The organism is Candidatus Thermoplasmatota archaeon, assembly GCA_034660695.1.
Taxonomy (GTDB): Archaea; Thermoplasmatota; E2; order UBA202; family DSCA01; genus JAYEJS01.
The window spans coordinates 24911-37952 of the sequence record JAYEJS010000059.1 but is presented as its reverse complement, the minus strand read 5'-3'; the positions used below and the strand labels follow the sequence as shown (position 1 = coordinate 37952).

Genomic DNA, 13042 nt, shown 5'->3' with positions numbered 1-13042 from the left:
CAAAGGTCATGCTAATCTCTGAGAAAAACGGCAGAAAATATCTTGCTAAGATTCCAAAAAGAGCCCATAGGATGATTGAGTTGTTTCCGGAGGCATTACCTATGGGTTAAAAATGCGGAGTTTCGGTTACAAAATTCCGTAACTAATTCTATACCCTAACTCCTATTTCTTTAGGAGTGCGTAATTGGAGTTCAATCAGCTTTACTCTTGCCAGCGAGTTAAGATTCAAAATTCTTATTGCTCTCAATAAAAAAATCCAAACTCCTACAGAACTGGCTAAGACCCTTCATGCATCCATATCCCATATTAGCCTCCATTTAAAAGAACTCTCTGATAAAAATTTAGTTGAAAATCTTACGCCACATAAAAGAAAAGACAAGAAGTTTTGTATAACATCAAAGGGAAAAGAACTGATTTTTGAAATCTATAAATTAACCAATGTTGAAAGAAAATCAAGGGACGATGCTGAAGAAAATGCTAAATACGCTAAAATGCGGGAGGTTACTCACTCCCAATACAAGCAATTTATCAAATCCCATGATAAAATAGTTATTGAAGATAGGATAGGGAAAAAAGAAGTTGTTATTAAGATTGGTCAGAAAAAGAAAATTAAAAAATATCAGCCAAAAGATTTTGAATTGGAAGGAACAAATGTATGGTCATATCCTCGCAGGGGAGATTGGGCAACTCATAAAGGAAATTACAGGGGCAATTGGCCCCCTCAAATGGCGAGGAACATATTGCTTCGATATTCGAAAAATGGGGATACTGTCTTGGATCAGATGGTCGGTTCGGGGACAACACTTGTGGAATGTAAATTGCTTGGCAGGAATGGAATTGGGATTGATATAAACAAAAATTGCGTAATGCTTACCCGTGACAGGCTAAATTTTCGTTATAAAACGTTGGATTATGACTCCGAAGAAACCACCCAAAAGACCTACGTTGGGGATGCGAGAAATCTGAATTTGATAAAAAAGAATTCTATTGACCTGATAGCAACTCATCCTCCTTATGCTAATATCATTCCTTATTCAAAAGAAAAGTTGGAAGGCGATCTGTCTAATGAATACAGCATTGACGGATTTATTGAAGATATGAAGAAAGTTGCTGAGGAGGCGTTCAGGGTTTTAATGCCGAACAAATATTGCGCCATTTTAGTGGGGGATACAAGAAGAAGAAAACATCATGTGCCTATTGCATTCAGGGTTATGCAAGCATTTTTAGACATCGGCTTCGTTTTAAAAGAGGATATAATCAAACATCAATGGAGGTGCAAATCCACCCCGTTTTGGCTGAAAAAATCTATTGACTATAACTTCCTCCTGCTTATGTATGAGCATCTGTTCGTATTTAGAAAACCTCAAAATAAAGAGGAGTTAAATGATTTTGAAGATTCCGTCAAATGGTGGTAACCCCTTTTACCACTCCTCAAGAACTAAAACTACTGTTCCTATGGCAAATAAATTTGCATGGACTTCTTTTGACATATAGTTCTCCTGGTCATCATAGTAGGATACTGTCACTGTTACTAGCAGCCATCCAAATCCGAATACCGGGGTTACAAGATACCCGTACCTTCCTGCTCCTATTTCCTGAAGATAATGGACACCTGAGCCCAATCCAAAGAAAAGGAGACCGTCAATAGCTATGCTTTCTAGAGATACATTGTATATTGGGCAGTCGTTATCATTCCAGACAATTATCCTTATGCCAAATCCTGACTGAAAATCTATATAAACATCTTGCAGGTTGTTTACTGAAATGGCCGAACACATGCTTCCCATTATCATCGGCAGAATCAATCCAATAACAACTAATTTTTTCATTTTTCTCCCGATTTATAATTGGATTGCCATTATTTAATCATATCGCCTGCATTCTTTTAGTTAGTTTAAAATATGGAAGTTATATCTTACATCATGCCTGCTGTTGAAGTGTACAATCTGGTTAAGGATTATGGAAAGGTAAGGGCGGTCAATGGCATTTCTTTTCACATCGATGATGGAGAAATTTTCGGGCTCATAGGTCCAAATGGTGCTGGCAAGACAACGGTACTGCGGATAATTTCCACGCTTCTCCAGATTACGGATGGTAAAGTAAAAGTTTTCGGGCATGACGTAGCTGGGGAAGCGAATAAAGTAAGAAAACTCATAAGTTATCTGCCCGAGGACGCGGGAGCGTACAAAAATTTGACTGGAGAAGCTTACCTGCGTTTCATCGCAAGATTTTTTGGAGGTGGAGAAGAAATTGAAAAAATGATTGAAAGGGGCATAAAAATAGCATCTCTTGAGGAAAGAATAAACGATAAAGTCGATACGTACAGCAAGGGAATGACAAGACGATTGCTTGTGGCGAGAGCCCTCATGATAAAACCCAAGCTTGCCATATTGGATGAACCTACTTCTGGCCTGGATGTCATAAATGCCCAGGAAATAAGAAAAATAATCCAGAATACGGTTAAGGAGGGAACGACGGTGCTGCTTTCATCACACAACATGCTCGAGGTTGAATTTTTGTGTCAGCGTATCGCATTGATGAATGAAGGAAAAATAGTCGAGGAAGGAAGCCCGTCCGAACTTAAAGGTAAATACAATGCAGGAAACATAGAGGAGGTTTTTACGGAGGCGGTGAAATGAATCATCTGCTTAACATAATAAAAAAGGAAGTCAAGGAATTGCTCACCCCTGCAACGCTTGCCCCGATAATCGTCATGGCTTTCGTTTTCGGCAGCATGGGGAACATGATCGGGGGGGCGGCAGAGGAGGCAAAGGAAAAGCCCGTTATCGGAATCATAAATGAAGATAACGGAAATTTCTCCGGTATTGCAAAAGATGTAATGGAGAGTATGGCGGTGGTCGTTTACAATGAGACATACGAAAATATAGATGAAGGGATAAAGGCGGTAAAGGAAAAAGAGGGAATATCCCTTCTTATTATACCTTCCGATTTCAGTGAGCGCATATGCCACAATAAATCGGGCAAGATAGAGATATACTGGATAATGAAAGGGGCTGGCATTATGGATTCAATATCTTCAGGTGTTGTCGAGGGAATTCTGCAAGTGGTAAATCAAAAAATTTCAGAAAATTTGATAGAGAGAGAAAATGTGAATGCAACTTTTGCCCTTTCTCCAACAACAAAGAATGAGACGACGATTTTCAAGGGAAAGGAAATGCGGGGCATATCCCCCGGCACTATAAGCACCATGCTTTCCTCCCAATCGACAATGGTGCCCATAATAATGATGATAATAATCATGATGGCAGGAGGAATGGTTATCTCCTCCATGGGAATGGAAAAGGAAAACAAAACGCTGGAAACGTTGCTCACTCTGCCGGTAAAGAGAAGTTCGATAGTAGCCGGCAAGATAGCGGGCAGTGCCGTGGTCGGCTTAATCATGGCGGTTATATACATGATAGGCTTCAGCTATTACCTTAACTCCTTCCAGATGGCAGGGGAGATAAATCTGGCAGACTACGGGCTAACTCTTGGCATTCAGGACTACCTGCTTATATGCTTATCCCTCTTTCTGGCTCTCACCGCCGCGCTATCGCTCTGCATGGTTTTAGGTACGTTCGCAAAGAATTATAAGAGTGCACAGACGCTGACCGTTCCCGTTTCAATTCTTGCAATCATTCCGATGTTCGTGATAATGTTCAAGGATTTCGATACCCTGCCTCTTGTACTTAAAGTCACTCTCTTTGTAATTCCCTTCTCACATCCGATGATGGCGATGCGTTCCCTTCTTTTCGGAGACTATATCCTCGTACTTTTAGGAATAATATACGTGGCGTTTTTTGCCCTTTCGATGATTGCAATTGCAGTATGGATTTTTAAGACAGACAGACTGCTTACGGGCGGGATGAAGATGAAAAATCCGTTTATGAGACGCTAACCTTTTATGCCTCTTTTATTTCATTTACCGTGCAGAATGAATGGGATATAATTGCCAGAAGTTTTGATAGCACACGACAGAAACCCTGGAAGGAATGTCTCGATTTTATTGAAGGAAAGGGTGGAACGGCCATTGACATCGCCTGTGGAAACGGCCGCCATCTCATCCCCTTATGTTCAAAAGCCAAGCATGCGATGGGCATGGATTTCTCGCCAGAAATGATAAAAATTGCCCGAGAAAATGTTGAAAAAGCGGGCTTGAGAAACGTTTCACTGGCTGTCGGGGATGCCATTTCTCTCCCATTTAAGTCCGATACCTTTGATTTCGCCCTGTTCATTGCTGGGCTGCACAACATTCGATGGAAGAAAAACAGGATAAAGGCACTGGGCGAGGTAAACCGTGTTTTAAAAGATGATGGAGAAGCTTTGATTTCGGTGTGGTCAAAATGGCAGGACAGGTGGAGAAAGCATTTTTTGATTCAGATGTTCAAACCGTGGAAGGAGCTGGGAGACATACTGGTTCCGTGGAAAAGGGATGGCAAACAGGTGATGCGTTTCTATCATCTCTACAGCATGAGAGAATTGAAAAGAGATGTGAAAAAGGCTGGGCTGAAAATCGTTAAAGCGTGGAGCGTGAAGAAAGTATCAAAAAAGTACGCAGATAATTATTTTGTGATTGTAAAAAAGGATATAAAAGAAGTCAAGGGATAACTATGTTCCAGCTTTCAATGCAACCCGGCATAAACCCACAAAAATAGGAAAATGAATGCTATAAAAATTCCTATAGCCATTAAAACAAGAGCCAATTTTTTATCTGATGAAATAACTATAGGGATTGGACCTATTAAAATTAAGCCACCTGCATGTTTCTCTGTTTTCAATGGCATGTCTTCCATAGATTGGGCTTTTGAAAAAGTGGAAAAAATGAATATGACAAAAGAAATAAAAATTAAAAGCATGCCCATGAGCATTAGCGGGCCGTTACCATAAATAAAGGGAAAAATAATGAAAATGCCCGCCTTTCCTTCTCCTGCAGCAAAGCCCGCAATGATGCAGATAATGCCAAAAATGAATAGAATGGCCGGTATCTTATTTTCCATGTCTCCTCTGCCTCCTCTGATAGGATTTAATCACTTTCAGAAAATCTGTTTTTTTTAAAGCGGGCCAGTATACATCCGAAAAATACAATTCGGAGTATGCAATCTGCCACAGCAAAAAATTCGATATTCTTTCTTCCCCAGAAGTACGCAGTATTAAATCTGGATCGGGCGTATCCGAGGTGTAAAGGTAAGAGGAAATCATTTCCTTTTTTATGTCCTCGGGTTTTATTTTACCATTTTTTACAGATCGCGCTATCTTTTTTACGGCTTCAACGATCTCCTCCCTCCCTCCGTATCCTATGGCTATGTTGAAGTAATATTTGCCATAGTTTTCGGTTGCTTTCGTTACCTCCCGAGCTGCTTTTGCCACTCTATCCGGAAGTTTTCCTATCTGGCCTATAATCCTTATTCTCACTTTATTCTCATGAATGCGTTTATCGCTTGCCATCTTCTTCAGATCTTCTTCAAACAAATTCATAAGATGTTCCACTTCTTCATGCGGCCTGTTGAAATTATCCGTTGAAAAGGCGAAGACCGTCAACCCTTTTATTCCCGCTTCATGGCACCAACCCATAACATCTTCCAGCTTGTCCCCGCCCATCCTATGCCCCTCCCGTAGATCCAGCCCCCGATGCAATGCATACCTTCTGTTTCCATCCATTATGATTGCAAGATGCCGTGGAACAGGATTTTTTTTCACCTCTTCCATCATTTTTTTTGCCCTTATCCTCTCGAACTCGGAATACGCAAGACGGAATAGCTTATTCTCCTTCATCTGGCGAACGACACTCCTGGCAAACTGCGTTTCTATCGCTTTGCTGCCAAGTTCGCTGACTCTTTTCTTTACATATGGCTTTTTCATTACAACCTCCAATAAATTTTGTGTTATAAATAGTTGATGTTAATTTAAATATGAGAAGCCTTTACCATTATGAAAGTCGTCGTCGCTCTCGGCGGAAATGCGTTGATAAAGCCGGGGCAAAAGGGAACAAGCGAGGAACAGTTTGCAACGGCAATGCAGTCCGTAAATAACATAGTAAAGATGATAAAAAACGGATGGGAGGTTGCTATCACTCATGGGAACGGGCCCCAGGTCGGCTCGATTTTACTCCAGCAGGACGTGGCGAAGAGCGTTATCGCTCCGATGCCTCTCGATGTCTGTGTTGCACAATCTCAGGGGCAAATAGGATATATGATACAGCAGTGCATGCTCAACTCGCTTGCCCTCAACGGCATTAAAAAGAATGTAGCAGCGATTGTCACTCAGGTCCTTGTAGATGAAAATGATCCTGCATTCAAAAATCCAACCAAGCCCGTTGGGCCCACGTACAAATACGATGAAGCCCTATTAAGACTGAAAGAGGGTTACATAATGGGCAGGCAGAAGGGAGGATGGCGTATCGTAGTCCCATCGCCAGATCCAATAACCATAATTGAAGGAGAAACGATAAAAAAATTAACCGATGATGGCGTGATTGTGATTGCAGTGGGCGGGGGCGGCATCCCAGTTGTAAAGAAAGGAGGGAAAACAGTAAAAATAGAGGGAAAGGAGGCAGTCATTGACAAGGATCTGGCGTCTGAAAGGCTTGCCGCTGTGATAAACGCGGATTTGCTGCTCATTCTTACAAATGTGGAATGTGTTTATCTAAATTATGGAAGTGAAAATCAGAAAAGACTGAAGAAAGTAAAACTGTCAGAAATAAAAAAATACTACCATCAGGGGCAATTTTCCCCAGGTTCGATGGGACCGAAAATCCTTGCTGCAATACGCTTTCTCGAAAACGGTGGAGAGAGAGCAATAATCTCATCCATTGGAAATGCGTGGAAGGCAATAGAAGGAAAAACAGGGACACAGATTGTTAACTAATATTTAAGAGGTGTTCAAGATGCTTGGGCACAAAAGTTCAAAAACCACAGAGATATTGGAAAAATAAAAAGTCCTCTGGACAAAATAAGAATAGAAGAAAATGGAGGTGATAAAAAAAGTATGAAAAATATTCATCCAAATAGGAGTATATGCGAAAACAAATTCGGATATCGTTCCAAACTGGAGGTATATAAAAACTCGAGTTCGGATATACCGGAATTAGGCGAAATGCCCCCCACAAAATCAAAATCAGAAATATTTATGAAGACAGACGCATTTACGATTGATATGATGGAGGAATCAGAATGAAAAAGAAATTCGACCAGGTGTATCAATTTAAGATCTCATTATGGGGTATTAGACCGCCTATTTGGCGACGGATACAAGTTCCGGAAACCTATACTTTTTGGGATCTACACGTTGCCATTCAGGATGTAATGGGTTGGACAGATTATCATCTCCATGAATTTGGAATGATCTCTCCTAAAACTGGAGAAAAAGTGAGAATAGGAATTCCTGAGGGAGATTTTGACAAAGAAGTTCTTCCGGGATGGAAACAAAAAATTGCTGATTATTTTTCACAGGAGAATAGAAAAGCAGATTATGTATATGATTTTGGTGATGATTGGGAACATATTATCGAGTTGGAAAAAATCCTCCCGAAAGAAGAAAAAATCAAATATCCCATATGTATCAAAGGGAAAAGAGCATGTCCACCAGAAGATTGTGGTGGGATTGGTGGTTATTACAACCTATTGGAAATCATAAAAAATCCTGATCATGAGGAGTATGAAGAAATGTTAGACTGGCTTGGTGGGGAATTTGATCCTGAACATTTTGGTGTAGAAGAAGTTAGTTTTGATGATCCCGTTAAACGTCGAAAAATTGCATTTGGGTAGAAGACGCACATCGCCTAATATTCCCTAGAATTCTTTTTCTTTTCGTTACATTGGTTTTCATCCCATTTATTCTAATAATTCTTTCAGTTTTTCCTCAACAGCACTGACTGGAAAACGAGATTTTGGAAATACTTATAATGTCTAATTTAATTAAACTTAAGAAAATGAAAATAGTAACCTTTAATGCAACTGATATAAAAGAGGCGGTGCGCCTACAAAATGATGGGGTAGTATGAAAGAAGACAAGAATGTTGGATACAGCCCTCATCTGCATGAGGCAATTCATGAAGTAGTGGAAAAACAAATTAGGGATAGCAACCCGGAAGAGACGAAAGAGACACTAAATAGACTAATGGATTTGGGATATAGTAGGCATGAAGCTATACATAAGATCGCGGGTGTTGTTGTGGAAGAGATTTATCACGTTCTGAGGAATAAAGAAGAATTTAATGAAAAACGATTTGTCAAAAAGCTGTTAGCATTGAAATGATATTAGCTATACATAGTAATTGAAAATGGCGCACAAAATGTTGGTATTTGTAAATGGTTAATAGGAAATAAAGCAATCGGGTTAAGAAAAAAACAAAAAAAGAGAAGCATCATTTCTTTTTAAACCCCTATCAGGAATATGCTTTCACTAAATGCCCTAAATGCGAAAATAAGGAAATATTGTCTTGTAATTTATATTGAACCACATCATTTTCTATCATTAAAGAAGACCTCTCGTTATTGCCCATATTGCGATCTGATCATTGTGAAAAAACAGGATTTAGAACAGGTTCTTTGTACTGCTTGCGAGCAAAATTTTCCGGAGATCATTGGCAACGACTATTTTGTTTATGTGACCATGGATCGGAAAGATTGGAAACGAGGACAGCAAAATAAACTTGATCTAAAGCAGTTGATTGAATGCACATATCCATTCAGAGGCGTTTGGTTATTTGAGGAAGAGCCAGGCGGCTGGGTATATAGTATATAATCCAGATAAAGATAAAAAGGCACACTGGGATAAACTTCATTTGCCCTGACCCTATCGGAGTTCAATAACATGATATCTGATTTACTACGCTCTGCTCAAATCGTCTTCTCAAACTTCAGACATTCACAAAAAGTTATGCAATTCCTTTTTCCTAACCTCTTTCTGCTCCCCACTTTGCATGTTTTTGATAATAACTGTGCCTTTTTTCCATTCATCGGGGCCTACAATTATCGCAAACTTTGCCCTTATTCGGTCAGCATATTGTAATGACTTCTGCATGCTCCTTCTCATTAAATCCACCTCAACCATTATTCCTTTTTCCCTCAATTTTGTTGCAAGGGAAATCGCTTCCTTTCTCATCTCACCTCCAATGGGAAGGATGCAGACAATCTCTTTTGAAGGAGGAAACGAAAAACCTTCCTTTTCTAAGGCAAGGACAATGCGATCGAAGCCGATGGCAAAGCCCGACGTAGGAACATCTTTGCCCCCAAGGAGCGGGATTAGGCTGTATTCCCCTCCGCCGCAAAGCTGTTTTTCAGCCCCCAATGAAGGAGCATCTATTTCAAATACTATGCCTTTATAGTAATCAAGCCCCCTCGCTATTGATGTATCAAGAATGTACGGCGTGCCAAATACAGAGAGCCATTCCAGTACATCCCCAAGCCTTTTTATTTTTACATCGTCAAAAAATTTGCCCAAGGATTTGAAATCACGGCATTTCAGAAATTCCATGAATTCGTCTGCCCCTGATTTTTCTTCAATCAGCGATTCAACGCCTTCATAATCCGATTTATCTATGAGCCTCATGATTTCATCTGCCTTCTCAACTCCAAGCTTCTCTATCGAAGAGCGAAGTATGTCAAGGTCTCCGGTGCGAAGTTGCACATTTTTCAATCCCGCTTCCTTGAGTACAAAATATGCCGTGGAAATAAGCTCTGCTATTGCCTCTGGTTTGTCACTTCCTATCAACTCGCATCCCATCTGCCAGAATTCCCTGTACCTGCCTTTCTGCGGTCGGTCATATCTGAAGCAATTTCCGAAGTAATATATCTTCAGGGGTTTTGGCTCCATCTGCAATTTTTCCAAATAGAATCTCATGGCGGGAGCAGTCAATTCCGGGCGGAGGGCAAGCATTCTGCCCGATTTATCATTAAACGCATAGGTCTCTTCAACTATCCCTTCTCCAGATTTCATGGTGAAAAGGCTCATGTTTTCTATCGTCGGTGTTACAATTTCTCTGTACCCGTATCTCTCAAAAACGTCCCGCATTTTTTTCTCGATAGCCCTTCTTCTTTCCATTTCATCGGGAGTGAAATCTCTTGTGCCCCGTGGTTTGCCTATCGCGACCATGCCCCTTTAGCGAAAACGCATTTATTATTGTTACTATCCCAAATTTTTTATTTGCATCTCAAATACACCCTGTATGAATCTGAAACAGTGGGCGTATATCTTCATTGGGCTGGCTGCTCCCTGGATAGTGCTTATCACCGGGGCGGTCAACGATGTATATAATGCATGGCTTTATGTTGGATCAATCACGTGGTTCCTAACGGGTGTTATTTTACTGCTGTCATTTTATGAACAGTAGCCGTCTGTTCTAGAATCTAGAAAAGTTTTATAAAGAAAAATTGCTTAATGTAGTTAGATAAAATGGCGATTATAAATGGAATATTTGGCAAAACCCGCAGGAGGGAAGGAGAGTATATAGACCTTGGTGAAGAAACCGGCGGTAAGGAGGAAATAGAGCCAACAATGTATGTAAAAGTTGCAGAATTGCAGAACTACGACAATTTAAAAGATTTCACTGAACACGTTTATGGGGGAAATATCCTTCTATTGGATTTAAGTCCTGTATCGTCAGATGACATGGAACTGGAAAGAATTACAAATGAGCTTAAGAGAGTGACAAATGACATTGGCGGAGATATTGCAGGATTGGGCAGGAATTTGTTAATACTCACGCCCTCCGGCATAAAAATCGATAGGAGAAAAATAAGGGGTTCTTTCTAACCTTTGATAAATCCTTCCATTTCAACCGAATCCAGCCATTCTTCCCTGCATTTGCATTTTAGTCCTTTAGAAGCATCTCTATTTTGGTATATGGTGAACTGCTCCACTGCGTCCATAAATGCTGCATCGCATTTTCCACAGTTATGCGCACCCCTTTTTTTCCCGCCGGCAACAACATCGCATTTTATCTGCCCCTCAAAAATATCCGCTGTTTTTTCGAGAACGTCGGCAACACTCCACAGCCACGGAGGACGGTAGAGTCCCCTTTTCCATAGGTAATCCACGAGCGTATTGCTATGTATCGCCACGGGATTGAATGAAATGGTGTCAGAAATATCTGAAACTTTTTTGACTGAAAACAATGCATCCTTTATTCCTTCTTTCTCTGTTAAAAATGGGGGTTTTATGAGTATATATGTTTTTAATTGCATATTTCTATTCAAAACTTCTTCTGCCGCATTTCTCCAATCTGAAAAAGTAAATCCTTTGTTGATTGAATACTTCAACACCCTATCGTTCGCAGATTCAAGGCCCATGGCCATCTCGAGTATTTTATTTCCTGAAATGCCCTCAAGATGATTCATTTTTTTTATAAATTCCGGCCTCGATTCAATGGATATTTTATCCGCCCTCTCAAAAAATTTTTTCAGTATTTTTATTTGCAAATCGATGGATACCTCTCTTTCATCGAGAAAACTTCCGGATGTAAATATTTTAACTATCTTTTCTCCGTTGTATTTTTTAAGGGCAATTTCAAGTTGTTCCCGTATTTCTTTTTCCGTTATATCAGGAATGCTGTCATTAAAATATCCGCACATGGTACAGCCTGAATGCCGTGCCCAGAAGCACCCCCTCGTTTTCAATATAAAGACAAAAGCCCTCACTACTTTATCGCCAATCAGGTCGTTTTCCGACCATGTCCTCGGATAAATAACTCTCCTGTATCTCTTTCCCTTTCTAATCTCCCTGCATAATTTCTGCAGTTCATCCATGAGATGTTATTGCCCATGCTTTATTATCTTTTTGTTAGAGTATGGATTTAACAACTGAAAGGGTCAGGCAATGCCATCCACCAAGTATTTGTTCGATCCATTGAATTATTTTTTCTAATAAAAATCCTGGACTATATCGATATATTTTTGGCATACTTACTTCTAGCATTCCCCAATCACTTTCGGCATTATGAACGTCTTTGGCTTTGGCCTTGATCGTATATGTTCCTTTTTCAGCCCATGCATGCTTTACACCTATGCCCTCGCCAGAATTAAACGCTCCAAGCCAATTACTGCTGGTGCCGTCTCCCCAGTCGATGAAGTAATATACATCATCTCCGTCAGGATCTGATGCCACAAATGTATACTCATATTCCGTGCCCACTTTTCCGGATGCGGGGCCTGTTATGGTGGGTGAACTCGGGGAATTATCGATGTTCAATAGGTATTTTATTGTCTCCCGAATTGTGATATTCATCGCTTCAATCGCATCTTTGAGCGGAACATTTGATTTTACATGTATAAATCCTGCCGCCCGGCACGGATACGGATCATCTGTGACATTATAGAGGGCTTGATACCACATTCCGAGATACGCCATATATTCGCACAGATACCTTCCTGGATTACCACCCCAGTCAACCCATGCCCTTATAGACGTTTCATTGTTCACGGCATCCTCAATCTCTTGAACAGGAAGCGTGGAATGACGCACATAGTTCACCGGCACGCTGTCATCCGGCGGGCATGGTGTTGGTTGGTACGGCGGTTTTTCATCATCAATCCAGTTATCGAGGTTGCGTGCATTGTATTCGATTTCCCACGGTCCCCTTCCTGCACCGAAACTTATGATCGCAACTGGATGAATTTGGGCGGTAATATTCCAGAAATCCTCCCACGTGTCCTGGTAATCAACCTCGAATGTGCCGTTATATGTTCCGGGTGTCGGGAAGAAAGAATAGATGTTGTACCCCATCCCTTCCCAGTTCTCGCCTTTCCAGCCATCTGGATTCAGGTAGGTGCTATTGCTGAACTGCGCAATCATCTGGCCGGTTGGGTTCCAGTAGCCGGTCAACATTATATTGCGAAGACTGCTGGATGATGATTGTGCATTAAAATTATTGGAATCTGGTCCGGCACCGCTTACAATTGATATAACACCTGTTCCAATAAATAAAATTATCAGTCCTGCAGCCAAACCTTTTCTCAATATTGCTTTTTTCATATTTTTCGCCTTCATTACTATATTGGCTGGCGGGTTATAAAACTATTTATGGCATACTTGCACCTTCAAGTGG

The 13042-nt window shown here is 40.7% G+C and carries 16 protein-coding genes; 10 read left to right on the top strand and 6 right to left on the bottom strand.

The annotated features are described in order from the left end of the window. The first annotated feature begins 176 nt into the window (after window positions 1-176). The gene (locus tag U9O96_03050; protein MEA2054085.1) at window positions 177-1415 is read left to right on the top strand and encodes a DNA methyltransferase; all 1239 of its coding nucleotides are present in this window, start codon (window positions 177-179) and stop codon (window positions 1413-1415) included. A 6-nt stretch (window positions 1416-1421) separates the two neighbouring features. On the opposite strand, the gene U9O96_03045 is transcribed toward U9O96_03050, so the two are convergent. Then, window positions 1422-1829: a hypothetical protein gene (locus U9O96_03045; GenBank protein MEA2054084.1), complete on the bottom strand. Its 408-nt coding sequence runs from the start codon at window positions 1827-1829 to the stop codon at window positions 1422-1424. Between the two features lie 93 nt (window positions 1830-1922). Here U9O96_03045 and U9O96_03040 point away from each other — a divergent pair, with 93 nt between their 5' ends. Genes U9O96_03040 through U9O96_03030 form a run of 3 tightly spaced genes read left to right on the top strand, consistent with a single transcriptional unit; the run spans window position 1923 to window position 4608 of the window. Continuing rightward, the gene (locus tag U9O96_03040) at window positions 1923-2639 is read left to right on the top strand and encodes an ABC transporter ATP-binding protein (protein MEA2054083.1); all 717 of its coding nucleotides are present in this window, start codon (window positions 1923-1925) and stop codon (window positions 2637-2639) included. Then, window positions 2636-3898, top strand: coding sequence for an ABC transporter permease (locus tag U9O96_03035; protein ID MEA2054082.1), 1263 nt, complete (start codon window positions 2636-2638; stop codon window positions 3896-3898). Before U9O96_03040 ends, U9O96_03035 begins: the two co-directional genes overlap by 4 nt. 29 nt (window positions 3899-3927) lie before the next feature. After that, window positions 3928-4608 (top strand): class I SAM-dependent methyltransferase, encoded by a 681-nt coding sequence (locus tag U9O96_03030; protein MEA2054081.1) that lies wholly within the window; start codon window positions 3928-3930, stop codon window positions 4606-4608. A 14-nt stretch (window positions 4609-4622) separates the two neighbouring features. Here U9O96_03030 and U9O96_03025 read toward each other — a convergent pair whose 3' ends face one another. Both U9O96_03025 and uppS read right to left on the bottom strand, forming a co-directional pair. Continuing rightward, window positions 4623-4997 carry a DUF131 domain-containing protein gene (locus U9O96_03025; protein ID MEA2054080.1) on the bottom strand — a complete coding sequence of 125 codons (375 nt, stop codon included), beginning with the start codon at window positions 4995-4997 and terminating at the stop codon, window positions 4623-4625. Further along, a complete protein-coding gene (gene uppS, locus U9O96_03020; protein ID MEA2054079.1) occupies window positions 4987-5859 on the bottom strand; it encodes a polyprenyl diphosphate synthase in 873 nt (290 codons plus the stop codon). The genes U9O96_03025 and uppS overlap by 11 nt, the downstream gene beginning before the upstream one ends. A gap of 69 nt (window positions 5860-5928) precedes the next feature. Between uppS and arcC the strand changes: the two genes are divergently transcribed. The 4 genes from arcC (at window position 5929) to U9O96_03000 (ending at window position 8253) form a co-directional block, all read left to right on the top strand. Further along, on the top strand, window positions 5929-6864 hold the full coding sequence (gene arcC / locus U9O96_03015) for a carbamate kinase (protein MEA2054078.1): 936 nt from the start codon (window positions 5929-5931) through the stop codon (window positions 6862-6864). A 120-nt stretch (window positions 6865-6984) separates the two neighbouring features. Continuing rightward, window positions 6985-7173 (top strand): hypothetical protein, encoded by a 189-nt coding sequence (locus U9O96_03010; protein MEA2054077.1) that lies wholly within the window; start codon window positions 6985-6987, stop codon window positions 7171-7173. Then, complete coding sequence (locus U9O96_03005) at window positions 7170-7763, top strand: plasmid pRiA4b ORF-3 family protein (protein ID MEA2054076.1); 594 nt, start codon at window positions 7170-7172, stop codon at window positions 7761-7763. The genes U9O96_03010 and U9O96_03005 overlap by 4 nt, the downstream gene beginning before the upstream one ends. Window positions 7764-7995: 232 nt before the next feature. Then, window positions 7996-8253, top strand: a complete 258-nt coding sequence (locus U9O96_03000) for a DUF1841 family protein (GenBank protein ID MEA2054075.1) — start codon at window positions 7996-7998, stop codon at window positions 8251-8253. A 612-nt stretch (window positions 8254-8865) separates the two neighbouring features. Here U9O96_03000 and hisS read toward each other — a convergent pair. Beyond that, window positions 8866-10092: a histidine--tRNA ligase gene (hisS, locus tag U9O96_02995; protein ID MEA2054074.1), complete on the bottom strand. Its 1227-nt coding sequence runs from the start codon at window positions 10090-10092 to the stop codon at window positions 8866-8868. Window positions 10093-10165: 73 nt separating this feature from the next. On the opposite strand from hisS, the gene U9O96_02990 reads away from it, so the two are divergent. Continuing rightward, window positions 10166-10330 carry a hypothetical protein gene (locus U9O96_02990; protein ID MEA2054073.1) on the top strand — a complete coding sequence of 55 codons (165 nt, stop codon included), beginning with the start codon at window positions 10166-10168 and terminating at the stop codon, window positions 10328-10330. A 62-nt stretch (window positions 10331-10392) separates the two neighbouring features. Continuing rightward, complete coding sequence (gene sepF / locus U9O96_02985) at window positions 10393-10752, top strand: cell division protein SepF (GenBank protein ID MEA2054072.1); 360 nt, start codon at window positions 10393-10395, stop codon at window positions 10750-10752. Here sepF and U9O96_02980 read toward each other — a convergent pair. Both U9O96_02980 and U9O96_02975 read right to left on the bottom strand, forming a co-directional pair. Continuing rightward, window positions 10749-11744: an archaeosine biosynthesis radical SAM protein RaSEA gene (locus tag U9O96_02980; protein ID MEA2054071.1), complete on the bottom strand. Its 996-nt coding sequence runs from the start codon at window positions 11742-11744 to the stop codon at window positions 10749-10751. The two genes, sepF and U9O96_02980, sit on opposite strands and share 4 nt — an antisense overlap. Window positions 11745-11778: 34 nt before the next feature. Beyond that, the gene (locus U9O96_02975; protein ID MEA2054070.1) at window positions 11779-12984 is read right to left on the bottom strand and encodes a PKD domain-containing protein; all 1206 of its coding nucleotides are present in this window, start codon (window positions 12982-12984) and stop codon (window positions 11779-11781) included. Window positions 12985-13042: the final 58 nt, after the last annotated feature.